Below are 23,060 nucleotides of genomic sequence, written 5' to 3'. Positions count from 1 at the left end.
CCTTATGACTGTTCGCGCAGTTTGAAGCGTTGGATCTTGCCGGTAGCCGTTTTCGGCAAATCGTCGACGAATAAAATATCGCGCGGATACTTATGTGGCGCGAGCCGCTCCTTGACGAAAGCCTTCAACTCGTCCACGAGTATCTCAGACGGCGCGAACTCGCGCTTCAACACCACGAATGCGCGGGTTTTCACGAGGCCGCCGTGATCTACGCCGACCACCGCGGCTTCCAGCACCGCATCGTGTTGCACCAGGACCATTTCCACTTCGACGGGCGACACGTACTGGCCACTCACTTTCAGCATGTCGTCGCTGCGGCCTGCGTACACGTAGCAACCGTTCGCGAGCCGGCAGTACTTATCGCCGCTGCGAATCCACTCGCCGAGGAACGTCGCACGCGACTTCTCGCGATTGCTCCAGTACATCAGTGCGGCACTCGGCCCCTTGATATACAGATCGCCTACTTCGCCGTCAGGCACCGCATGACCCGCTTCGTCGCGCAGTTCGATTTCATAGCCGGGCACCGGGCGGCCCGTAGTGCCGTATTCGACCGCGCCGGCGCGATTCGACAGGAAGATATGCAGCATTTCGGTCGAGCCGATACCGTCGAGAATCTCGCAGCCGAAGTGTGCTGTAAAGCGCTCGCCGATTTCGCGTGGCAGCGCTTCGCCCGCAGACGTGCACACGCGCATCGCGACATCGGCGCGCGCGGGCAGGTTAGGGCACACGAGCATGCTTGCGTACAGCGTCGGCACGCCGTAGAAAATGCTCGGACGATGCCGCACGAGGCGCGTGAAAATCGCCTCGGCGGTGGGGCGCTCGGCCATCAATATTGCCGTAGCGCCGACCGAGAGCGGGAACGTCAGACCATTGCCCAGACCATACGCAAAGAACAATTTGGCCGCCGAGAAAACCACGTCGCTTTCGACGATGCCAAGAATCGGCTTCGCGTACAGCTCAGCCGTCCAGTACAGATTCGCGTGCGTGTGGACGGTGCCTTTCGGTTTGCCGGTCGACCCTGACGAATACAGCCAGAACGCGATATCGTCGCAACCTGTCGTTGGCGCCTTGATGGCCGGCGTGGCCGCGTCGATCAGATCCTTGAGTAGCGGCGCGATTAACGGCTCGTTTTCCGGCGGCTGCGAAACGATCAACTGGCAACCGTCGTGTTCGGCGGTATCCATCGCCTGCGTGACATTCGGCAGCAAGGCACCCGATGCGATCACGGCGCGCGCGTGGCTGTGCGTCAGCATGTACACATAGTCGGCGGCGGTGAGCAGCGTGTTCGCAACGACCGGCACGACGCCCGCATAGAGCGCGCCGAGAAAGACGACCGGCAGCTCGACGGTATCGAGCATCACCAGCAGTACGCGTTCTTCCGGATGCACGCCGAGGGCGCGCAATGCGCTTGCGAAACGCCGGGCCCGCTCTTCGAGTTCGCCGTAAGTGGTGGTGCCGGTATCGTCGATATAAGCGGTCTTGGCGGCGCGCGATTCGTTCAATCGGAACAGGTAGGCCGCGAAGTTAAATACCGCGGGCGGCGGTTCGACCGTCGCGGCGGGCTGACTCGCAGCCGGTTCCAGCAGGGCTTCCATATGTCTCCTCCATCGGGTGGGGGCGGTCCGGCGGTTATGTGCTCATGATCCGCTCGATGCTTGCTACCTCATTGCTTGATGCCTGTCTTGCGCCGTTACGCTGCCGGCAAATGCGTGGTTTGCGTCAATGCGTCGATCGCCGCGCTCGATGCCTGAATGGCCGAGCGTCTGTGATAGAAACCCAGGGCACGCAGGCCACCGAGTTCTTCTCCGCCGCCCGCGCGGCCCGGTCCGCCATGCAGCGACATCGGCATCACGTTGCCGTGGCCGGTTTGACTCTGCTGGACTGAAGGCGAGATCGCGTGCACACGCCCATGCGAATCGGCGAGTTCCATCGCGAGGCGGCCGAGATGCGCGTCGTCGTTCGAATAGATCGACGCGACGAGCGAGCCCTGACCGCGTCGCGCGAGTGCGACGGCGTGCGCTTCGGGAAGGGCACCGCTTGCCGCGGCGGCGACGCGATAGGGCGCCACGGTTGCCACCGGTCCGAACACTTCGACATCGTGCAGCAGTGTTGCGCGATCGGGATCGTTGACGACGAACAGATGCGGCGCGACGCAGGCCGCAATCGATGCGTCCGCATCGATCAGCGGTGCAGCCGAACCGTCGTACGCGAGCACGGCTTCCTCGCGCAACGCGGCGATGCCGGCCAGCACGTTCTCGTACTGCTCGCGGCTCACGAGCGAGCCCATCCGCACCGCGTCGTTGCGCGGATTGCCGACGCTTATTTTCGCGAGCTTTGCTTTGAGTGCATCCAGGACCGCTTCGAGCGTTGCTTCCGGCACGAACGCGCGCCGGATCGCCGTGCATTTCTGACCGGACTTCACGGTCATTTCCCGTACTACCTCCTTGATGAACAATTCGAAGGCTGGCGTATCGGGTGTTGCATCGGCACAGAGAATGGCGCTGTTGAGGCTGTCGGCCTCGACATTCAGGCGCGCACCGCGCTCGACGAAAGCCGGGTGCGCGCGCAATGTTGTGGCGGTTTGCGCGGAGCCGGTGAACGACACCACGTCGAATGCCTGAATCTGATCGAGCAGACCCGCTGAACCGCCGCAGATGACTGACAATGCGCCGGGCGGCAGAATGCCTGCGTCGACCACATCGGCAACCATTTTTTGCGTGAGCCATGCTGTCGCCGTAGCGGGCTTGATGATGACAGGCACGCCGGACAACAACGCGGGCGCTGCTTTCTCCCACAAGCCCCACGACGGAAAATTGAACGCGTTGATGAAGAGCGCGACGCCGCGCGTTGGCGTCAACACATGCTGCACGGAGAACGATTGGTCTTTGCTCAGCGATGCGGCGTTGCCGTCGCGCAGCGCATGCACGTCGCCGAGCGACACACCGAGTTTCGCGTAGTACGACAGCGTGAAGATTCCACCGTCGATGTCGACCGCCGAATCATTGCGCGTCGTGCCCGAGTTCGCGGTCGCGATCGCATAGTAGTCGTCGCGCCTCGCTTGCAACAGTTTCACGATCTCGGCAAGACGGGCGGCGCGCTGCGCATAGGTCAACTCACGTAAAGCTGCGCCGCCGTCTTCTCGGGCGAAACCGAATGCGTGAGCGAGATCCAGACCTTGGCTCGACACGCGCACGAGCGCTTCACCGGTGATCGGATCGGTTAGCGTCACGCCTTCTCCGCCGCCTGCGACCCACTGGCCGGCAACGTAGTTTTTCAATAGTTCAGTCATGGCGAAGCTCAGGCGGAAGGTGGGGTGACGGTGAATTCGATCGCGCCTTGCGGCAGCAGATACAGCACCAGCGCCTGGCCATTCGCGACGGTCGGACGATGCGCGCTGCCGGGGCCGTACACGCACCAGCCGGCCGGATGACCGTCGAAGGTGGCGCCTTCGGTGAGTGGCATGATCAGATCGATTTCGCCGTTCGGGTGAACGTGATGCGGACCGGCAATATCCTTCATATCGACCACGTCGACGGAAAAGCCGTGGGTATCCGGCAGTGCCTTGAAGATCCGGCCATAGCGGATGCCGCCGCCTTCGCGGTTGCACAGCCAACCTTCGGTCACGCCGGTGCGGCAGGCATCGGTGAGATCGCGGAAGGTCGTGCCATCCGCAGGATAAGTATCGTTGAGCCACGCGGCCAGCGTGCCGTCGAGCGGCCGACTGGCGAGTTGCTCTGTCACGCCCGCAATCAGGCGTTGAAACTCATGTGGGGACATGTGAGCCTCCAGATCAGCATGCTCACGCACCTTAATTCATGCGTGTTGCGCGCCTTTTCCGTGATGCCGCCGAAAAATCTCGACAGCGTTTGTTATTGGATCAATATTTGGCGAAAATTAACCGTTCACTCAGTGCGTGTCAAGCACTATAGTACATGTAACGCAGTCAAGAGGCAGTTAAACATGAACCAAAATTACTCTTCCGCGCCGCTGGACGACCCTGCCGATGAGGACGCAAGCCGTGCGGGCCGGGCCAGCCCCGGGGCGGACAGCGGTGCTGAGCGCGGCGGCGAGCGAGAGGAACGTGATCCTTTCCTGACGGCAATGGGCGATCGCGTGCGCCTGCTGCGCGCGCGCCGCGGCATGACGCGCAAGACGCTGGCGACTGAAACCGGCTTGTCGGAGCGTCATCTGGCGAATCTGGAATCGGGCGTGGGGAATGCGTCGGTACTGGTATTGCGGCAGATCGCGGCGACGCTGAACTGCCCGCTGGCCGAAGTGATCGGCGACGAAACCACCGCTTCCGCCGAATGGCTGCTGATCCGCGAACTGCTGCAAGGGCGTGACCAGGCGGCGTTACAGCGTGCCCGTGTGGCGCTCGCCGAAATGTTCGCGCAAGCGCCGCGCGACCCGCATCGCAAGGACCGGATCGCGCTGATTGGCCTGCGCGGGGCAGGCAAGTCAACCTTCGGGCGGATGCTGGCGCAGGAGCGCAAGGTGCCATTCGTTGAACTCACGCGCGTGATCGAACAACTCGCCGGCTGCCCGCCGTCGGAGATTCACTCCCTCTATGGTGCGAGCGCTTACCGGCGCTATGAACACCGCGCGCTCGAGGCGGTGATTCAGGAGCACGAGCGCGCGGTGATCGCGTCGCCGGGCGGACTGGTGTCGGAGTCGGGCACCTTTAACGCGCTGCTGTCGCACTGTTTCACCGTGTGGTTGCAGGCCACGCCGGAAGAGCATATGCGCCGTGTCGTCGCCCAAGGGGATCTGCGGCCGATGTCCGGCAACAAGGAGGCGATGGACGACCTCAAACGCATCCTGGCAGGGCGCAGTGAACTGTACGGCCGTGCCGACATGACCTTCGACACTAGCGAGAAAACCTTGGCCGACGCCTATTTGCAGCTGCGTGACCGGCTTGCGGCAAGGCTCGCAGCGGAATCTCCGGACGAAGTACGGGTGAGCTGAAATGCAGTGCGGCGTCAGGGTTTACTAGCAAACATGCATTAAAGTGCTTTACATGGGTTTGACGATGCACTATTGTTCAAAAAACAAGTTTTGCATCGTCCAGTCAGGAGACGCCCCATGTCCACAGCAGAAACCGCAATCGCGCCGGTCGACTACCGCACCGATCCCTCGCAGTACAAGCATTGGAAGCTGAGTTTCAATGGTCCCGTTGCGACTCTCGGCATCGATATCGCCGAAGATGGCGGGATCCGCGACGGCTACAAGCTGAAGCTGAATTCGTACGACCTCGGCGTCGACATCGAACTGCACGACGCGATACAGCGCATCCGCTTCGAGCATCCCGAAGTCAAAACGGTGGTGCTGACGAGCCTGAAAGATCGGGTGTTCTGCTCGGGCGCGAACATCTTCATGCTGGGTCTGTCCACGCATGCGTGGAAGGTCAACTTCTGCAAGTTCACCAACGAAACGCGCAACGGTCTCGAAGACTCGTCGCGTCATTCAGGTCTGAAGTTTCTCGCTGCCGTGAACGGCGCATGCGCTGGCGGCGGTTATGAACTCGCGCTCGCTTGCGACGAAATCTATCTGGTGGATGACCGCTCGTCGTCCGTCTCGTTGCCGGAAGTGCCCCTGTTAGGTGTGCTGCCGGGCACGGGCGGCCTGACGCGTGTTACCGATAAACGTAAGGTGCGCCACGATCGTGCGGACATCTTCTGCACGGTGGTTGAAGGCATTCGCGGCGAACGGGCGAAAGCATGGCGTCTTGTGGATGAGGTCGTGAAGCCGAATCAGTTCGACCAGACGATTCAGGCCCGCGCGCTCGAACTCGCCGAGCAAAGCGATCGTCCCGCGGACGCACAAGGCGTCATGCTCACGCGAATCGAACGCACTGAGCGCGAAGACGGCCTGACTTATAAAACGCTCGATATCACGATCGATCGTGCGAAGCGCATTGCTACCTTCACCGCGAAAGCCCCGCAAGCCGAACAACCCACGGAGATCGACGCGATCGTCGCGGCCGGCACGAGCTGGTGGCCGCTGCAGTTTGCTCGCGAACTCGACGACGCGATCCTCACGATGCGCACCAACGAGCTCGACGTCGGCACCTGGGTCTTCAAGACCGAAGGCGATGCCCGTAACCTGCTCGCCGCCGACGCCACCCTGATGCAGCACAAGGACCACTGGTTCGTGCGCGAAACCATCGGCTTGTTGCGCCGCACGCTGGCGCGCATCGACGTGTCGTCGCGTTCGCTGTTCGCGCTGATCGAACCGGGCTCGTGTTTTGCCGGCACCTTTGCGGAACTCGCGTTCGCCTGCGACCGCAGCTATATGGCGGCACTCCCGAGTAACGAAGACGAAGAACCGGCGATCACGCTGTCGGAAGTCAACTTCGGTCTCTATCCGATGGTCACGCATCAATCGCGTCTCGCTCGCCGCTTCTATGAAGAAGTCGAACCGCTTGACGCCGTGCGCTCGAAGATCGGCCAGACGATCAAACCGGTTGAAGCCGAACGTCTGGGTCTCGTGACCGCATCGCCCGACGATATCGATTGGGCTGACGAAATCCGCATCGCGCTCGAAGAACGCGCGGCCATGTCGCCGGATGCATTGACCGGCCTGGAAGCGAATCTGCGCTTCAACGGCCCGGAAACGATGGAGACGCGTATTTTCGGGCGTCTCACCGCGTGGCAGAACTGGATCTTCAACCGGCCGAACGCAGTGGGCGAGAAGGGCGCGCTCAAGGTGTACGGCAAGGGCAGCAAGGCGCAATTCGACGTCTCGCGCGTTTGATTCTTTCGACGCGTCGCACCTGAAAGCAACGCCGCCTGCCTGATACGCGCATCCCATACGCAAGCTCTGTATTCCGACCAAGGAACCGACCATGTCAACGATCAACTACAGCGAAAAGATTCCGAACAACGTCAATCTCGCCGACGACCGCACGCTACAACGCGCGCTCGAACAATGGCAGCCGAATTTTCTGGCGTGGTGGGGCGATATGGGCCCGGAAGGCTCGCACGGCTATGACGTGTATCTGCGCACGGCGGTGAGCGTCGACGCGGGTGGCTGGGCGCATTTCGATCACGTGAAGATGCCGGACTATCGCTGGGGCATTTTCCTCACGCCCGGCGAGCAGGACCGCAAGATTCATTTCGGTGAGCACAAGGGTGAGGCTGCGTGGCAGGACGTGCCCGGCGAGCATCGCGCGAATCTGCGCCGCATCATTGTGACGCAAGGCGACACAGAGCCGGCTTCGGTCGAGCAGCAACGGCATCTGGGTCTGACCGCGCCGTCGATGTACGACTTGCGCAACCTGTTTCAGGTGAACGTGGAAGAAGGGCGCCACCTGTGGGCGATGGTGTATCTGCTGCATCGCTACTTCGGCCGTGATGGACGTGAGGAAGCCGAAGCACTGCTCGGCCGCCGTTCGGGCGACGAAGACAATCCGCGCATTCTCGGCGCCTTCAACGAGAAAACGCCGGACTGGCTCGCGTTCTACATGTTCACGTACTTTACCGACCGCGACGGCAAGTTCCAGTTGTCGGCACTCGCCGAATCGGGTTTCGATCCGCTGGCGCGCACCACGAAGTTCATGCTGACCGAAGAAGCGCATCACATGTTCGTCGGCGAATCGGGGGTGTCGCGTGTGATTCAGCGCACCGCGCAGGTGATGAACGAACTGGGCACGGACGACGTCGCAAAGATTCGTGCAGCCGGTGTGATCGATCTGTCGACCATTCAGCGTTATCTGAACTTCCATTACTCGGTGACGATCGATCTGTTCGGCGCCGATCATTCCTCGAATGCGGCCACGTTCTATAGCTCGGGCCTGAAGGGGCGCTACGAGGAGAACAAGCGTGACGACGATCATCAATTGAACGGTCAAAGCTACAAACTGCTCGACGTACAGGACGGCAAGCTGGTCGAACGTGAGGTGCCGATGCTCAACGCGATGAACGAAGTGCTGCGCGACGACTATATTAAAGATTCGGTGGCGGGCGTTGGCCGCTGGAACAAGGTGCTCGAAAAAGCCGGCATCGATTTCCGTATGACGGTGCCTCACAAAGCGTTCAATCGCCAGATCGGCACCTTCGCGAACACCCGTGTATCGCCGGATGGCCGTGTGATCGGCGAGACCGAATGGGCCGCCAATGAAGCGAAGTGGCTCGCCACACCGGAAGACCGTGCCTATGTCGCTTCGCTGATGGGCCGTGTCGCCGAACCCGGCAAGTTCGCGAACTGGATTGCGCCGCCGGCAATGGGCGTGAACCGTCAGCCGGTCGATTTCGAATACGTGCGCTTCAACTGAGCAGGCGATTAAAGACGTGTGGCGTACGACGTCGTATTCGCACGAATATAGGGTGGAGGAAGTCATGAACGGCCCAGTATCGATCGAAGTTCTCAGGCAGCATCTGATCGATCCGGAAATCTGCATTCGCTGCAATACCTGCGAAGAGACTTGCCCGGTCGATGCGATCACGCACGACGAGAACAATTATGTGGTCAAGGCGGATGTCTGCAACGGTTGCATGGCGTGCGTGCCACCATGTCCGACCGGTGCGATTGATAACTGGCGCACGGTGCTGAAAGCCGATGCATATCCCATCGGCGAGCAGTTCAAATGGGACGTGTTGCCTGAGCAGAACACAATGGCCGTGCCGGCAGCGGAAGATGCAGCGACGGGATCGTCAGGCGAGACACCGGCGGACGCGAGCGGTATTGAAGTCGATACCGTGCGCGGGTCGGTCGTGCCGCCGTGGTCCGCTGCGAAGCCGTACGTGAATCTCTATACGCACAAGGAGCCAACTACCGCGACGGTGGTCGGCAACTACCGGCTCACCGACGGCTCGACCGATAGCGACATCCACCACATCGTGCTCGATTTCGGTTCGATGCCTTTTCCTGTGCTTGAGGGACAGTCGATCGGTATCCTGCCGCCGGGAGCGACCGCGGATGGCCGCACACATCACGCGCGACAGTATTCGATTGCGAGCCCGCGCGACGGCGAACGGCCCGGCTATAACAATGTTTCTCTCACCGTGAAGCGCGTTTCCCAGCAGCACGGCGATGCACTCGATGGTGTCTGCTCGAATTATCTGTGCGATCTGAAGAAGGGTGACGTGGTGAGCGTGATCGGCCCGTTCGGCGGTACCTTCCTGATGCCGAATCATCCGAACTCGCATTTGCTGATGATTTGCACGGGCACGGGTTCTGCGCCGATGCGCGCGATGACCGAGTATCGCAGGCGGCGTCGTCTGAAAGGCGCGACCGGCAAACTGATGTTGTTCTTCGGCGCACGCACGAAAGAAGAGTTGCCGTACTTTGGGCCACTGACGAATCTGCCCAAGGATTTCATCGACACGAATCTGGCGTTTTCGCGCACGCCGGGTCAGCCCAGGCGCTACGTGCAGGATGTCATGCGTGAGCGCGCGGTCGACGTCGCGCACATGCTCAAGGACGACAACACGCATATCTACGTGTGCGGATTGAAGGGTATGGAAGATGGCGTGTTGCAAGCACTCAAGGAAATTGGCGAGCAGCACCAACTCGATTGGGAAGCGTTATGGATGAAGCTGAAGCGGGAGGGGCGGCTGCATCTGGAGACGTATTGATCGAGACGCTGTCGAAGGGAGCCTGGTTTTGCGCCGTAATGCCGTTCAGTCAAGTTTGCCGTTTGCTGATTATTTGCTAAGCTGGTCGATGCCGTACAGATAGTTGCATCCTTGCGTCACGCAAGGCAACATATGAGCATGACTGAATAGGCAGGCGAGGAAGGATTGAACAAACGGACAGCGTCTTGTGCACTATTGGCTATCGCGGCGGTCGGTGCTGCCTGGGTTTTTTTGGGCGAAGTTACCTATACATACGACGACGGAAACCAACATCACGTTTTCATTAAGCAGCATCCCACGCTGCAGGTCCTGTTCGTTAATCCCTATGCGAGCGATTTCTTGGGCGAGGAACACGACTACGCAAAAAAGTTTGACACCTCGGGGCGTTTCCTGAGCAGTACACCGGAATTTGGGGAGTTTCTAAATTACTGCAAGTACAGATTTGGTGTCATGGGCGATGGTATTGCCGCCCATGACCGATGCGTGGCGCTTATACAAAGCAACGTCGCTAGCTCGGCGAGCTAAGCCGTAGAGACGCGCGAAGCGTTTTTACAAATTCGAGGCCCACATTGCCGGGGCATATGCGTCCCTCTCCAGCGCTCTGATTCTGAAATTCGCGATGACCGCCAAGCACCCAAATGTAAAATACATTGCTCAGAATTTCGACTAGCTTCCTCAATGAATCTTTCTGTCTGTCGGGTATCTGCGGGCCGTTTTTGCCTAGCAGGCGAACGAGACTCTGCATCCTTCCGGCGAGGTCCTTTCGCTCCTCAGGTTCCGCGAGGTTCTCAAGCAAAACGATTCCAATTATGCCGGTGTTGTAGCGGAACAGGTGTTCGCCCTTAAAACGGATGTCGCGGCCTTCATAGATGTTCCCAAAACAGTCAATCGCGTAGTGATATCCAATGTCGTCGGCGTGCATCTTGCCCTGCATCCGTTGCAATAGAGTAGGGTCCATCTGCATGGACTGTATATCCTGCAACTGTAATGCAGCGGGCCCGCAGGTGAAGCTGCGGCCTGCGTGATGAACGGCTATGCCACGATAGTCCCAGTCGTCTTGCATGCTCGCGGTCTTCGCTTTGTGCGCTGCCCAGCTTGACCGCTCGACAAATTCCGTCCTTGAACGGCGAACCGCGTTGATGATGGCCTGTCGCGTCGCGGCACGGTCATTCACCGTGATTTCGACAGGGTCGTTGTTTTTGTAGTCCGGCATTGCGTTTGCCGTGCTCCAATGCTCGATGCTGTAATAGGGGGACACCATCCGCTATACCCCCTCCGCTGTGAGATGGCCTCTCGGCGAGGCGAAGACGACATGAATCCGAATTGACTGTCCTGCATGCGTATCAACATACGCATATCCTTCACTATCAGTGATGCCTTCACTTCTGATGCCGTCGACATCGGAGATGTATTTTCGGTTCGCGAGCCGCGTTCCTGTTTCGCTGTCTCTCAGCAAAAACGACTTGCCGTCATTTCCTCGTGTGGGTTCTTCTTTGCTTCGCGAAGCTGCTGAAACGGCGGTAGAAAATGACGCGTCCGTCGCAGGAATCGCCTCGCTCATCATGAACATCGTCATGCTGCGCTGAGCCGAAAATACACGGGGCGGTTTGCAATCGCACATGTTGATATCGCCGCTGAGCGCTGCCTCCTTGCCGTTCTCCGCAATACAGGGCAGTCGGGGGCCAGTGGGGCAGATAGTTCCGACCTTCTTGCATGCATGGCAGTACGTTTTCATGCCGACGGTTGCCATTCGCAGATGTCGTCCAGTCTCCTCGTCCTGATAGATGCTTGTATCCAGACCTTCGACAATGACGGCTTCTCCGGCTTTGTCGCCCTCGCAAAGAAATGTTCGAATCACGTGTCATCTCCTGTTAAACATTTCGGAAAATTCACGGTAATAAACGAGGAGGCCGATAGATATAGGATTGATCCGAAGGTTAGATCGAAGAAATTGCCCGAACGCGCCATAATCTCGAGGAGAGCTCTGATCGCGGGCTTTAACTACCTTCGCGTCAGAAATTAAAAATGCCGTTCAGCGCTCAACTGAACGGCATTAGGCGCTGCATGGCTTTCCGATTTGCCGGATTGTTCCGGCGTGTACGTAGGCCGATTCTTTCGCCTTTGATTGCTGGTGGGACGACGACGTCCAGCTATTCTCTGCAACCAGCTCGGTCGGATTTTCATAGCACACCATCGAGCCGCGCAGCACGTCGACCGGCTTGTGTTCGACACCGCGGCAAGGTCGTACTTCGAACACAGGTTTGCCGCGATTGGTCACGATGACGCTTTCACCCAATACCTCGACCTGTTGAAGGAAGTTGAGCGCGTTAGTCTCGAACGCCGACTTTGATACATGCTTCCTTTAGATGATCGTTCCTGTCGCTGTTTGCCACTACTCATGGTTATTAATCAATCGGTGAGGCGACCCAGTCATTTTTGAATGTTGCCGTCATTTGGCGACACCGCCCCACACGCCCGAATCACCAGTTGCACGACTTCCTCGGTTGTCACTTCGAACGCCTTCTGCGTGAGCGCTCGCTTGCCTTTAAGCGCGCGAATCTGCGCATCGAAGTCGGCGTAATGCTGAGTGGTTGCCCAGATCATGTACATCAGCGTTTGCGCATTCACTGGCGCCAGCAATCCGCGCGCGATCCAGTCGTCGATCACCTTCACCCGGCTGTCCAGCCACGGCTTTACGCGCCCGGTGAGAATGTCCTCCATATGCTCCGCGCCGTGGATGATCTCGCTCGCCCACACCTTCGAGCCCAAAGGCCGGCGGCGCGACAATTCCATCTTCGCGCGTACGTATCCGCCGATTGCCTCGACCGGATCATCGCTGCATTCAAACGTATCCGCCGCGCGGTGCCAGTCTTCGAACAGGTCTTCCAGCACGCGCCGGTACAACGCGAGCTTTGTCGGGAAGTAGTAATGCAGGTTAGCTTTCGGTAAGCCTGCGCGTTCCGCGATCATTGCCGTACTGGTTCCGTCGAGTCCTCGCTCCGCGAAAACCGCTTCGGCACACGCCAATAAATGCGCTTCATTCGACTCGCGAATGTGTGCCTTGCGCCGCCGCAAAGGTGCGCGAGTTTCGTCCCTCGTCTCGTTGTTTTCCGTGATGTCGGCAGCCACGTTGTCGTCTCTCATGTTGGCCTTCATCGGCATGTGTGCCGCGTCGCGCTTCATTCTAGTCGTTTGGGCGCGGATGGACACACGCATTCGAATCCGTCGATAAATGCGTGCTGCAGTGCAATGGCACGCTTCTCGCTATGTTTCTTACCGTACGAAAGGTATTGATTTGGCGGGCTTAATCGTCTACAACCTGTCCAATTGGACAGGATTGAGAGAGCGAGAGATGCCCCAGGGTTTGCCCTCTGACGAAGAGGCAATTAAAGGCATTGAGTGTGCACCGCCGCCGTGCGGCCACGCCCCAAAACTCGCCGCCCATGCACCAGTTTCATGTCGGTTCACCGAAAGGAGCGAGACGAATGAACGCGGTATCCGAAGCGCTGAAGCACTCAGAACCCGCTACGTCGATCAAGGTCGACGGCAAGCGGCTGTGGGACAGCTTGATGACGATGGCGAAGATCGGCGCAACGCCCAAAGGCGGCGTGTGCCGGCTGGCACTGACCGACCTCGACAAACAAGGGCGCGACCTGATCGTCAGTTGGGCGAAGGAAGCGGGTTGTGCTGTCACTGTCGATCAGATGGGCAATGTATTCATGCGCCGCGCCGGGCGTAATCCTGCTGCGTTGCCGGTCATGACCGGTTCGCACGCGGACTCGCAGCCAACTGGCGGCCGGTTCGACGGTATCTATGGCGTGCTTGGCGGACTCGAAGTCATCCGCAGTCTGAACGATCACGGCATCGAGACCGAGCATCCTGTTGAAGTGGTGATATGGACCAATGAGGAAGGCTCGCGCTTCGCGCCCGCAATGGTCGCCTCGGGTGTCTTTGCCGGTGTCTTTACGCTGGACTACGGCCTTTCGCGCAAGGACGTGGACGGCAAGACGATCGGCGAGGAACTCGAACGCATCGGCTATGCGGGCAATGTTCCTTGCGGTGGCCGCCCCTTGCATGCCGCGTTCGAATTGCATATCGAACAAGGGCCGATTCTCGAAGCCGAGCAAAAAACCATTGGCGTGGTGACCGATGCGCAAGGTCAACGCTGGTACGAAATCACGCTGACGGGGCAGGAAGCGCATGCGGGTCCGACGCCGATGCCACGCCGTCGCGATGCATTGCTCGGCGCCGCGCGCGTGGTCGATCTGGTCAATCGCATCGGGCTGGACAACGCGCCGTTCGGCTGCGCGACCGTCGGCATGATGCAGGTCTATCCGAACTCACGCAATGTGATTCCGGGGCGCGTGTTCTTCACGGTAGACTTTCGCCATCCGGATGACGCCGTACTCGCGAAGATGGATGCCGAGTTGCGCGAAGGGGTGGCGAAGATCACGGGCGCGATCGGTCTGGAAACCGAACTCGAGCAGATCTTTTACTACGCGCCAGTCGCTTTCGACGAGGCATGCGTGAAGTCGGTACGCGCCGCGGCTGAACGCTTTGGCTACCCGCACCGCAACATGGTGTCCGGTGCGGGACACGACGCCTGCTATCTCTCGCAAGTCGCGCCGACTTCGATGGTGTTCGTGCCGTGTGTCGACGGGATCAGTCACAACGAGATCGAGGACGCGACCTTCGAATGGATCGAAGCGGGCGCGAATGTCTTGCTGCACGCCATGCTCGGACGAGCGTGCGAGCCGGTTTCATAACGCTTTAGCGATAGCTGTAGCGGGTTTCGGTTAATTCCCTAGCCTCACCGTAGTGCCCATAAAACATGCCGCCCCGGCTCCGCTTCAGCGCAGTCGGCGGGACCGGCTACGTCCTCACATCGAAGAAGGAACGTGTATGGCCATCAAGCAAACCGGCGATATTGCGCCTCAGCGCCTATCGGCCGATCAACTCTCGTGCGAGTTCTCCGATATCGCACCGTTGCTCGACGCGAGTGCCGCGGCCGCAGCAGCGAGCCGCTGTCACTACTGTTACGACGCGCCGTGCGTGAACGCGTGCCCGACGCAGATCGACATTCCCAGTTTCATTCGCAAGATCAGCAACGGCAATCTGAAGGGCGCGGCCGTCGATATTCTGTCGGCGAATCCGCTGGGCGGCATGTGCTCGCGCGTTTGCCCGACCGAGATTCTTTGCGAGGGTGCTTGTGTGCGCAACCATCAGGATGCGAAGCCGGTGGCGATCGGCGCGCTGCAACGTCATGCGACTGATTGGGCGATGGCGCGCGGTGAAGCGCTGTTCAAGCGCGCGGCCGAAACGGGTCGGCATGTCGCGGTGGTCGGTGCGGGACCGGCGGGACTGGCGTGTGCACATCGGCTTGCATTGGCCGGCCATAACGTGACGATTTACGACGCTAACGAGAAGGCGGGCGGCCTGAACGAGTATGGCATTGCCGCCTACAAAACCGTCGACGATTTTGCGCAGCGCGAAGTGGCGTGGCTGTGCTCGATCGGTGGCATCGAGATCAGGCACGGCGTAGCGCTTGGACGTGACGTGGATCTCGATGCGCTGCGCAAGCAGCACGGTGCGGTCTTCCTCGCGATGGGTCTCGCGGGCGTGCGTGCCCTGGCGATGGAGGGCGAGGATCTGAGTGGTGTGATGAACGCAGTGGATTTCATCGAACAGGTGCGCACCGCGCGTGACTTCGGCACGGTGCCGGTGGGCCGCCGGGTCGTCGTGATCGGCGGCGGCAATACGGCGGTGGATGCGGCCGTGCAAAGTCGCAAGCTCGGCGCGACGTCAGTGACGATGGTGTATCGACGCGGCGTCCAGTCGATGAGCGCGACGTGGGCCGAGCGCGATTTCGCGCAGACCAACGGCGTCACGCTCGTCACGCACGCAACGCCGACTCGTTTGATCGGAGAAAGCGGTGTGGTCACGGGTGTTGAATTCGAACGTACGTCGAGCGATGGCAATCGGGAGCGCTTCGTGGTCGAAGCCGACGTGGTGCTCAAAGCGATTGGGCAAACATTGGTGCCAGTCGGCATCGAGCGAGAACTTCTGACGCTTGATGGCAGCCGCATCGCGGTGGATGCAAACGGACAAACTTCGTTGCCGGGTGTGTGGGCAGGCGGTGATTGCGCGGCGACAGGTGGAATCGATCTGACGGTACAAGCGGTGCAGGACGGCAAGATCGTCGCCGCCGCGATTGACGCGCAGTTCGCCCGCACAGCTGTCAAAGCCGCCTGAGTCGCTTAAGCACATTAAGTCACGCATCCCACCAGATAAAAACAGCAGTCCCCAAGGAGCCGAACATGGCCGATCTGCGCTGTACGATTGCCGGCATTACGTCGCCGAATCCTTTCTGGCTTGCCTCCGCGCCGCCGACCGACAAAGCCTATAACGTGAACCGCGCGTTCGAAGCGGGCTGGGGCGGCGTGGTGTGGAAGACCCTGGGCCTCGACCCGCATGTAGTGAATGTCAGTTCGCGCTATGGCGCAGTGCAATGGAACGGCCAGCGCATCGCGGGTCTGAACAACATCGAACTGATCACCGACCGTCCGCTCGACATCAACCTTAAGGAAATCGCCCAGGTCAAACGCGACTGGCCGGACCGCGCGATGATCGTCTCGCTGATGGTGCCGTGCAATGAGCACGACTGGAAGTGGATTTTGCCCCTCGTCGAAGACACGGGCGCGGATGCGGTGGAGCTGAATTTCGGTTGCCCGCATGGCATGAGCGAACGCGGTATGGGCGCGGCCGTGGGCCAGGTGCCGGAGTATGTGGAGATGGTCACGCGCTGGGTCAAGGAAGGCACGAAGCTGCCATGCCTCGTCAAGCTCACGCCGAATATCAGCGACATTCGCACCAGTTCACGCGCGGCCTATAAAGGCGGCGCAGACGGCGTGTCGCTGATCAACACCATCAATTCCATCGTCGCCGTGGATCTCGACGCGATGTCGCCGTTGCCGATGGTCGATGGCAAGGGCACGCACGGCGGCTACTGCGGTCCGGCCGTGAAGCCGATCGCACTGAACATGGTGGCTGAAATTGCTCGCGACGTGGAAACACCGAATCTGCCGATCTCCGGCATCGGCGGTATTTCGACGTGGCGCGACGCGGCCGAATTCATGGTGCTCGGCGCGGGCAGCGTACAGGTCTGCACGGCGGCGATGCACTATGGATTCCGTATCGTCTCCGATCTCGCGGATGGTCTTTCAAACTGGATGGACGAAAAAGGCTACGCGACGCTTGACGACATTCGCGGTCGCGCCGTGCCGAACGTCACCGACTGGAAGTACCTGAACCTCAAATACGACATCAAGGCGCGCATCGATCAGGACAAGTGCATCCAGTGCGGCCTTTGTTATATCGCATGCGAAGACACCGCTCACCAGGCGATCACGAAAGAAAAAGCTGGCGTCCGGCATTTTGAAGTGATGGACTCCGAATGCGTCGGCTGTAATCTGTGCATGCATGTGTGCCCGGTCGAACAGTGCATCACGATGGAGCGTGTGGACAACGGTGAGTATGCTAACTGGACGACGCATCCGAACAACCCAGCACGTGTTGATGCCGGTGAAAACGACAAGTCGGATGCCGCTGAAACCGCCGGGCATGCACATGCGCAGGCCCACGCTCACGCAGCGAAAGCAGCCTGAAACATGAGCTACCTGCAGGAAAGGAAACGAAGCGAAGCGCTTGTACTGAACCTGTAATTTCCCCCAAGGCCTGACGCGCCATCAGAAGCCGCGCGGGCCACAACGATCAGTGGAGATCTTTCGATGAAGCAGACAGCGCAACCCGTCGATCCGCAGTTTGCGGCCGGCGCGCAGGGCAGCAGTCTTTATAACGATGACCTTGCGCCGACCGGCGTCGCACAGCGCACGTGGAGGTGGTATCACTTCGCCGCGCTCTGGGTGGGGATGGTGATGAACATCGCCTCGTACATGCTCGCGGCCGGTTTGACGGAAGAGGGCATGTCGCCGTGGCAGGCGGTGGCGACCGTGCTGCTCGGCAATCTGATTGTGCTGGTGCCGATGCTGCTGATCGGGCATGCGGGCGCGAAGCACGGTATTCCGTATGCCGTGCTGGTGCGTTCCTCCTTCGGCACGCAAGGCGCGAAACTGCCGGCGATGTTGAGGGCAATCGTCGCGTGTGGCTGGTACGGCATTCAGACATGGCTTGGCGGCAGTGCGATCTATACGTTGCTGAACATCCTGACCGGCAACGCGCTGCACGGCGCGGCCTTGCCCTTCCTCGATATCTCGCTCGCGCAGCTCGCGTGTTTCCTCGTGTTCTGGGCGCTGCAGATCTACTTCATCATCCACGGCACCGATTCGATTCGCTGGCTAGAAAGCTGGTCCGCGCCGATCAAGATCGTGATGTGTGTCGCGCTGGTGTGGTGGGCCACCTCGAAAGCGGGCGGCCTCGGTTCGATGCTGTCGGCGCCGTCGCAGTTCGTGCCGGGCGGTAAGAAGGAGGGCATGTTCTGGGTCACCTTCTGGCCTGGCCTCACGGCGATGGTGGGCTTCTGGGCGACGCTCGCGCTGAATATCCCTGACTTCACACGCTTTGCGAAAACGCAGCGCGATCAGATCATCGGCCAGTCGGTTGGATTGCCGATTCCGATGGCGCTGCTCTCGGTGATCTCCGTGGTGGTGACGTCGGCGACCGTGGTGATCTACGGCAAGGCGATCTGGGACCCGATCGATCTGACGAGCCGCATGACCGGCATCGGCGTCGGGCTCGCGCTGATCATCCTGACGCTGGATACGATGTGCTGCAATCTCGCGGCGAACCTCGTGGGGCCGGCTTATGACTTTTCGAGCCTGTGGCCCAAGGGTATTTCGTATCGTGTCGGCGGCATGATTACCGCGACCATCGCCATTGTGATGATGCCATGGAAGATTCTCGCCACCACGCAGGGCTACATCTTCACGTGGCTGGTCGGATACTCGGCCTTGCTTGGTCCGGTCGCGGGTATTTTGATGGTCGACTATTTTCTGATTCGCGGCACACGGCTGGACCCGCGTGAACTGTTCGACGAGCATGGCGAGTACAGCTACACCGGCGGCTGGAACATCGGCGCGGTGGTGGCGCTCGCGATCGGCGTGCTGCCGAATCTGCCGGGCTTTTTGCATACCGCGTTTCCGGCATCGTTCCCGAATGTGCCGGCGATTTTCAACACGCTCTATACGTATGCATGGTTTGTCGGACTCGCGTTGGCGTCGATCGTATACAGCGCATGGATGAAGCTGAGCAACGGACCGAGCGCGGGCGTGGTGCGTGCATAAACCGCACAGGAAGCGAATGAAGTACGTAGCACCGAAACCAGCAGTTCATAAGGAGGCGGCAACATGACAACCCTGATTCGCGGCGGCACGATTATCGACGCGGAGAACACGTATCGTGCGGACGTGTTGTGTGCGGACCCGGAAGATGGTGGCACGATCCTGCAGATCGGAGCGGACCTGGAAGCACCGGCGGGTGCCACGATCGTCGATGCGGGCGGGCAGTATGTGATGCCCGGCGGCATCGATCCGCATACGCACATGGAATTGCCGTTCATGGGCACGACGGCGAGCGACGATTTCTATACCGGTACGGCCGCGGGTTTATCCGGCGGCACGACCAGCATCATCGACTTCGTGATTCCGAGTCCGAAGCAGCCGTTGATGGAGGCCTTCAAGGAATGGCGCGGTTGGGCTGAAAAGGCGTCGGCGGACTATGGCTTTCACGTTGCGGTGACGTGGTGGGACGATTCGGTCTATCGCGACATGGGCACGCTGGTGCACGAACACGGCGTGTCGAGTTTCAAGCACTTCATGGCCTACAAAAACGCGATCATGGCCGACGACGAAGTACTGGTGAACAGTTTCTCGCGTTCGCTCGAACTCGGCGCGCTGCCCACTGTGCATGCGGAAAATGGTGAACTGGTGTTTCAGTTGCAGCGTCAATTGCTTGCGAAAGGCTTTACGGGTCCGGAGGCGCATCCATTGTCGCGGCCACCGGAAGTGGAGGGCGAGGCCGCCAATCGTGCAATCCGTATCGCGCAGGTGCTAGGCGTGCCGGTGTATATCGTCCACGTGTCCTCGAAAGATGCGGTCGATGCGATTGCACGTGCCCGCAGCGAAGGCCTTCGGGTGTTCGGCGAAGTGTTGCCGGGCCATCTGGTGATCGACGAAGCGGTGTATCGCGATCCCGACTGGACCCGCGCCGCAGCGCACGTGATGAGCCCGCCGTTCCGTTCCGCGGAGCATCGGGAGGCATTGTGGCGTGGTCTGCAAGCGGGCCAATTGCATACCACGGCGACCGATCACTGCGTGTTCTGCGCATCGCAGAAGGCCATGGGCCGCGAAGACTTCACGAAGATCCCGAATGGCTGCGGCGGTGTTGAAGATCGTATGGCGGTGCTCTGGCATCACGGTGTGAATTCCGGGCGTCTTACGCCGAATGAATTCGTGCGCATCACGTCGACCAACGCCGCGCAGATTTTCAACCTGTATCCGCGTAAAGGTGCGGTACAGGTGGGCGCGGACGCGGACCTGGTCGTGTGGGATCCGAAGGCAAGTAAAACGATTTCGGTGAAGACGCATCATCAGAAGGTCGACTTCAACGTGTTCGAAGGGATGACGGTGCAGGGTACGGCGATGCACACGCTCACGCGCGGCGCACTGGCATGGACCGATGGTGAGCTGCGGGCCGTGCGTGGCGCGGGGCGCTATCTGAAGCGCCCACCGAATCCGGCTTACTTCGATGCGATCCGGGTTGCCAATAAACGGAAGGAGCCGCATCCGGTGGAACGGTAAGCGGTTTGCAATCTGGCGGGCGGCCTCGCAGTGCCGCCCATGCCGGCTATTTTTCACCGCCGCGCGTTCGCCGCGGCGACACCCTCCCGCGTTTTCCCCGATGGCGCTCGGCACGCGTTCCGTGGTGCGATGCATGCCGCGTCTGTCATATCTGCTGTAGAGTCGAATTCGACGTTGTATGAGCTGCCTTGGCTGTCCGCTTAGCACGCAAGCGCATATTGATCGGAAACCTGATCCTTTGTAAAAACGCAGACCGTTTGCTACAGTCCGCCCACTCTGCCGGGCCTGACCGCTGGCGGAATGCCGCACACAAAACCATGCAACTGACGTAGCAAACTTTACGGAGCCACCTGATGAAGTCGATTCGTTCCATTCTGCTGATCGCGCTGCTGCAAGCGGTGACCCTGAGCCCGGCATTCGCCGCCGACGAACTCGCGCAGATCAAGTCCGCGGGTGTGTTCAAGATCGGCACCGAAGGCACCTACGCACCGTTCACGTACCACGACGAATCCGGCAAGCTGACCGGTTTCGACGTCGAGATCGGCACGGCGATCGCGCAACGCCTCGGCGTCAAGCCGCAATTCGTCGAAGGCAAATGGGACGGTCTGATCGCCGGTCTCGATGTGAACCGCTACGACGCGGTGATCAATGAAGTCGCTGTCACCGACGCGCGCAAGGTGAAATACGATTTCTCGGACCCGTACATTACCTCGCACGCGGCGCTGATCGTGGCCTCGAACAACACCACGATCAAGAGCTTTGACGACCTGAAAGGCAAGAAGTCGGCGAATACGCTGACCAGCAATTTCGGCAAGATCGCGGCCGCGCATGGCGCGGAGGTGATTCCCGTGCAGGGCTTCAACGAATCGATCGATCTGTTGACCTCGGGCCGAGTCGACGCGACTGTTAACGATTCGCTGTCGTTCCTCGACTTCAAGAAGCACAAGCCCGATGCGAAGGTAAAGATCGCCGCGCTCGATACTTCTTCCGATAGCAGCGACAAGTCCGCAGTGCTGATCCGCAAGGGCAGCCCGGAATTGCAGGCAGCAATCAATAAGGCACTCGCCGACATGAGGAAAGACGGCACGTATTTGAAAATTTCGCAGAAGTATTTCGGTAAAGACGTCTCCCAATAAGCGCCACCTGCGAGTCTGAATCATGCCTGCATGGTTGCATCTGATGGCGCAGTCGCTGTGGCCCCTTCTGTACGCGGGGCTTGTCTTCACCGTGCCGCTCACACTGGCATCGTTCGCGATCGGGATCGTGGTGGCGTTTATCGTCGCGCTGGTCCGGCTATTCGGACCGCGCTGGGCGGTAGTGTGCGTGCGCTTCTACGTGTGGCTATTTCGCGGCTCGCCGTTACTGGTGCAACTGTTCGTGATTTTCTACGGACTACCGAACGTGGGCATCGTGCTCGATCCGTTGACGGCGGCGATCATCGGTTTTTCGCTGAATGTCGGTGCATATAACTCGGAAGTGATCCGCGGCGTGATCGAGTCGATTCCGAAGGGGCAGTGGGAAGCGGCGTACTCGATGGGCATGACGCGTGAGCAGGCGTTGCGCCGCGCGATCTTGCCGCAAGCCGCGCGTGTCGCACTGCCGCCACTGTCGAACTCGTTTATCGCGTTGGTGAAGGACACCTCGCTCGCCGCGGTACTGACAGTACCGGAGGTGTTTCAGGCGGCGCAACGGATTGCGTCGGTGACGTATGAGCCGTTGATTCTGTACACCGAGGCGGCACTGGTTTATCTCGTGTTCAGTTCGGTGTTGTCGTCTGCGCAAGTCCGGCTCGAACGCAAGTTCGGCCGCCACGCACTTTTCCAGGCGAGCAACTGATGATTCGACTGGAAAAAATCGACAAATACTTCGGCGAGAACCAGGTTCTGAATTCGGTGGACCTGCAACTCGCGTCAGGCAACGTTACCGCACTGATCGGCCCATCCGGCAGCGGCAAGAGTACGCTTTTGCGCTGCGTGAATCTGCTGGAAATTCCCGAGGCTGGATCACTTGAACTGGGCGACCAGCGCCTCGAATTCAGCCGCGATCACAAACCATCGCGCGAAGCCGTGCTGACGATTCGCCGCCGCACCGGCATGGTGTTCCAGAATTTCCAGTTGTTTCCGCATCTGACGGTACGGCAGAACGTGATGGAAGGCCTGCTGACAGTACAAAAGTGGAACAAGGAAAAAGCGCGCGTACGAGCGGACGAATTACTTGAGAAAGTGGGCATCGCCCACAAAGCGGACGCATGGCCCTCAACGCTTTCCGGGGGACAGCAACAACGCGTAGCGATTGCGAGGGCGTTGGCGCCATCGCCGGAAGTATTGTTGTGCGACGAGCCCACATCCGCACTCGATCCTGGATTGGCCGCCGAGGTGGTGGAAGTACTCAAGCAGCTCGCCACGGAAGGCATGACGATGTTGATGGCGACACATGACTTGCGTCTTGCCGCGACGATTGCGCGGGACGTAGTTTTCCTGAATAACGGCGTAGTGGTCGAGCAGGGCCCATCGCGCGACATTTTCATGAATCCCCGCGAGCTGGAGACAGAACGCTTCGTGTCGACGCTGACGCATAGTTTGCCGGACGCGTGGACAGATCGGGGCTGACCTGAGAGCGGGCAAGACGGGGAATAAAAGGAAAGACGGGACCACAGACCTGTCCGTCGCCA

At 59.9% G+C, this 23,060-nt stretch carries 19 protein-coding genes; 13 read left to right on the top strand and 6 right to left on the bottom strand.

Translation table 11 applies throughout. From position 1 onward, the window contains the following. Nucleotides 1-2: 2 nt before the first annotated feature. From PQR40_RS04860 to PQR40_RS04850, 3 genes are all read right to left on the bottom strand, one after another. Complete coding sequence (locus tag PQR40_RS04860; protein WP_408508533.1) at nucleotides 3-1,595, bottom strand: benzoate-CoA ligase family protein; 1,593 nt, start codon at nucleotides 1,593-1,595, stop codon at nucleotides 3-5. A gap of 95 nt (nucleotides 1,596-1,690) precedes the next feature. Then, the gene (locus tag PQR40_RS04855) at nucleotides 1,691-3,289 is read right to left on the bottom strand and encodes a 3,4-dehydroadipyl-CoA semialdehyde dehydrogenase (protein ID WP_408228865.1); all 1,599 of its coding nucleotides are present in this window, start codon (nucleotides 3,287-3,289) and stop codon (nucleotides 1,691-1,693) included. Nucleotides 3,290-3,297: 8 nt separating this feature from the next. Continuing rightward, nucleotides 3,298-3,777, bottom strand: coding sequence for a DUF4863 family protein (locus PQR40_RS04850; RefSeq protein ID WP_408228868.1), 480 nt, complete (start codon nucleotides 3,775-3,777; stop codon nucleotides 3,298-3,300). A 183-nt stretch (nucleotides 3,778-3,960) separates the two neighbouring features. On the opposite strand from PQR40_RS04850, the gene PQR40_RS04845 reads away from it, so the two are divergent. The 5 genes from PQR40_RS04845 to PQR40_RS04825 all read left to right on the top strand — a co-directional run bounded on the left by PQR40_RS04845 (nucleotide 3,961) and on the right by PQR40_RS04825 (nucleotide 10,100). Further along, nucleotides 3,961-4,965, top strand: a complete 1,005-nt coding sequence (locus PQR40_RS04845) for a helix-turn-helix transcriptional regulator (RefSeq protein ID WP_408228871.1) — start codon at nucleotides 3,961-3,963, stop codon at nucleotides 4,963-4,965. A 117-nt stretch (nucleotides 4,966-5,082) separates the two neighbouring features. Next, the gene (gene boxC, locus PQR40_RS04840; RefSeq protein WP_408228875.1) at nucleotides 5,083-6,753 is read left to right on the top strand and encodes a 2,3-epoxybenzoyl-CoA dihydrolase; all 1,671 of its coding nucleotides are present in this window, start codon (nucleotides 5,083-5,085) and stop codon (nucleotides 6,751-6,753) included. A 91-nt stretch (nucleotides 6,754-6,844) separates the two neighbouring features. Beyond that, complete coding sequence (boxB, locus tag PQR40_RS04835) at nucleotides 6,845-8,272, top strand: benzoyl-CoA 2,3-epoxidase subunit BoxB (protein WP_408508532.1); 1,428 nt, start codon at nucleotides 6,845-6,847, stop codon at nucleotides 8,270-8,272. Between the two features lie 64 nt (nucleotides 8,273-8,336). Beyond that, entirely contained in the window at nucleotides 8,337-9,575 is a 1,239-nt protein-coding gene (boxA, locus tag PQR40_RS04830) for a benzoyl-CoA 2,3-epoxidase subunit BoxA (protein WP_408393939.1), read from the top strand. Between the two features lie 165 nt (nucleotides 9,576-9,740). Next, on the top strand, nucleotides 9,741-10,100 hold the full coding sequence (locus PQR40_RS04825; RefSeq protein ID WP_408228884.1) for a hypothetical protein: 360 nt from the start codon (nucleotides 9,741-9,743) through the stop codon (nucleotides 10,098-10,100). On the opposite strand, the gene PQR40_RS04820 is transcribed toward PQR40_RS04825, so the two are convergent. The 3 genes from PQR40_RS04820 to PQR40_RS04810 form a co-directional block, all read right to left on the bottom strand. After that, nucleotides 10,084-10,836 (bottom strand): peptidoglycan recognition protein family protein, encoded by a 753-nt coding sequence (locus PQR40_RS04820; RefSeq protein ID WP_408508531.1) that lies wholly within the window; start codon nucleotides 10,834-10,836, stop codon nucleotides 10,084-10,086. The genes PQR40_RS04825 and PQR40_RS04820 overlap by 17 nt on opposite strands. Before the next feature lie 3 nt (nucleotides 10,837-10,839). After that, the gene (locus PQR40_RS04815) at nucleotides 10,840-11,433 is read right to left on the bottom strand and encodes a PAAR domain-containing protein (protein WP_408508530.1); all 594 of its coding nucleotides are present in this window, start codon (nucleotides 11,431-11,433) and stop codon (nucleotides 10,840-10,842) included. A 572-nt stretch (nucleotides 11,434-12,005) separates the two neighbouring features. Continuing rightward, nucleotides 12,006-12,758, bottom strand: a complete 753-nt coding sequence (locus PQR40_RS04810; protein ID WP_408228896.1) for a TetR/AcrR family transcriptional regulator — start codon at nucleotides 12,756-12,758, stop codon at nucleotides 12,006-12,008. A gap of 302 nt (nucleotides 12,759-13,060) precedes the next feature. Between PQR40_RS04810 and PQR40_RS04805 the strand changes: the two genes are divergently transcribed. The 8 genes from PQR40_RS04805 to PQR40_RS04770 all read left to right on the top strand — a co-directional run bounded on the left by PQR40_RS04805 (nucleotide 13,061) and on the right by PQR40_RS04770 (nucleotide 22,998). Continuing rightward, the gene (locus tag PQR40_RS04805; protein WP_408508529.1) at nucleotides 13,061-14,341 is read left to right on the top strand and encodes a Zn-dependent hydrolase; all 1,281 of its coding nucleotides are present in this window, start codon (nucleotides 13,061-13,063) and stop codon (nucleotides 14,339-14,341) included. A 136-nt stretch (nucleotides 14,342-14,477) separates the two neighbouring features. Further along, nucleotides 14,478-15,827: an NAD(P)-dependent oxidoreductase gene (locus PQR40_RS04800; protein ID WP_408508528.1), complete on the top strand. Its 1,350-nt coding sequence runs from the start codon at nucleotides 14,478-14,480 to the stop codon at nucleotides 15,825-15,827. Nucleotides 15,828-15,892: 65 nt separating this feature from the next. Next, on the top strand, nucleotides 15,893-17,239 hold the full coding sequence (preA, locus tag PQR40_RS04795) for an NAD-dependent dihydropyrimidine dehydrogenase subunit PreA (protein WP_408508527.1): 1,347 nt from the start codon (nucleotides 15,893-15,895) through the stop codon (nucleotides 17,237-17,239). A 123-nt stretch (nucleotides 17,240-17,362) separates the two neighbouring features. Then, entirely contained in the window at nucleotides 17,363-18,874 is a 1,512-nt protein-coding gene (locus PQR40_RS04790; RefSeq protein WP_408508526.1) for an NCS1 family nucleobase:cation symporter-1, read from the top strand. Between the two features lie 63 nt (nucleotides 18,875-18,937). Next, nucleotides 18,938-20,389 carry a dihydropyrimidinase gene (gene hydA / locus PQR40_RS04785; RefSeq protein ID WP_408508525.1) on the top strand — a complete coding sequence of 484 codons (1,452 nt, stop codon included), beginning with the start codon at nucleotides 18,938-18,940 and terminating at the stop codon, nucleotides 20,387-20,389. A gap of 353 nt (nucleotides 20,390-20,742) precedes the next feature. Then, nucleotides 20,743-21,525, top strand: coding sequence for an amino acid ABC transporter substrate-binding protein (locus PQR40_RS04780; RefSeq protein WP_408228914.1), 783 nt, complete (start codon nucleotides 20,743-20,745; stop codon nucleotides 21,523-21,525). A 22-nt stretch (nucleotides 21,526-21,547) separates the two neighbouring features. Next, the gene (locus PQR40_RS04775) at nucleotides 21,548-22,225 is read left to right on the top strand and encodes an amino acid ABC transporter permease (RefSeq protein WP_325044858.1); all 678 of its coding nucleotides are present in this window, start codon (nucleotides 21,548-21,550) and stop codon (nucleotides 22,223-22,225) included. Next, a complete protein-coding gene (locus PQR40_RS04770; protein WP_408508524.1) occupies nucleotides 22,225-22,998 on the top strand; it encodes an amino acid ABC transporter ATP-binding protein in 774 nt (257 codons plus the stop codon). The genes PQR40_RS04775 and PQR40_RS04770 overlap by 1 nt, the downstream gene beginning before the upstream one ends. The last annotated feature ends 62 nt before the right edge of the window (nucleotides 22,999-23,060 follow it).

This window comes from Paraburkholderia sediminicola, from assembly GCF_046026855.1.
Classification (GTDB): Bacteria; Pseudomonadota; Gammaproteobacteria; order Burkholderiales; family Burkholderiaceae; genus Paraburkholderia; species Paraburkholderia sediminicola_A.
This window is presented reverse-complemented; position numbering and strand designations above follow the sequence as displayed.

Bases quoted from the DNA above. Each gene is read 5' to 3' on its own strand.
- PQR40_RS04860 (WP_408508533.1), bottom strand. From the start codon at position 1,595: ATGGAAGCCCTGCTGGAACCGGCTGCGAGTCAGCCCGCCGCGACGGTC.
- PQR40_RS04855 (WP_408228865.1), bottom strand. From the start codon at position 3,289: ATGACTGAACTATTGAAAAACTACGTTGCCGGCCAGTGGGTCGCAGGC.
- PQR40_RS04850 (WP_408228868.1), bottom strand. From the start codon at position 3,777: ATGTCCCCACATGAGTTTCAACGCCTGATTGCGGGCGTGACAGAGCAA.
- PQR40_RS04845 (WP_408228871.1), top strand. From the start codon at position 3,961: ATGAACCAAAATTACTCTTCCGCGCCGCTGGACGACCCTGCCGATGAG.
- boxC (WP_408228875.1), top strand. From the start codon at position 5,083: ATGTCCACAGCAGAAACCGCAATCGCGCCGGTCGACTACCGCACCGAT.
- boxB (WP_408508532.1), top strand. From the start codon at position 6,845: ATGTCAACGATCAACTACAGCGAAAAGATTCCGAACAACGTCAATCTC.
- boxA (WP_408393939.1), top strand. From the start codon at position 8,337: ATGAACGGCCCAGTATCGATCGAAGTTCTCAGGCAGCATCTGATCGAT.
- PQR40_RS04820 (WP_408508531.1), bottom strand. From the start codon at position 10,836: ATGGTGTCCCCCTATTACAGCATCGAGCATTGGAGCACGGCAAACGCA.
- PQR40_RS04810 (WP_408228896.1), bottom strand. From the start codon at position 12,758: ATGAAGCGCGACGCGGCACACATGCCGATGAAGGCCAACATGAGAGAC.
- PQR40_RS04805 (WP_408508529.1), top strand. From the start codon at position 13,061: ATGAACGCGGTATCCGAAGCGCTGAAGCACTCAGAACCCGCTACGTCG.
- PQR40_RS04800 (WP_408508528.1), top strand. From the start codon at position 14,478: ATGGCCATCAAGCAAACCGGCGATATTGCGCCTCAGCGCCTATCGGCC.
- preA (WP_408508527.1), top strand. From the start codon at position 15,893: ATGGCCGATCTGCGCTGTACGATTGCCGGCATTACGTCGCCGAATCCT.
- PQR40_RS04790 (WP_408508526.1), top strand. From the start codon at position 17,363: ATGAAGCAGACAGCGCAACCCGTCGATCCGCAGTTTGCGGCCGGCGCG.
- hydA (WP_408508525.1), top strand. From the start codon at position 18,938: ATGACAACCCTGATTCGCGGCGGCACGATTATCGACGCGGAGAACACG.
- PQR40_RS04780 (WP_408228914.1), top strand. From the start codon at position 20,743: ATGAAGTCGATTCGTTCCATTCTGCTGATCGCGCTGCTGCAAGCGGTG.
- PQR40_RS04775 (WP_325044858.1), top strand. From the start codon at position 21,548: ATGCCTGCATGGTTGCATCTGATGGCGCAGTCGCTGTGGCCCCTTCTG.
- PQR40_RS04770 (WP_408508524.1), top strand. From the start codon at position 22,225: ATGATTCGACTGGAAAAAATCGACAAATACTTCGGCGAGAACCAGGTT.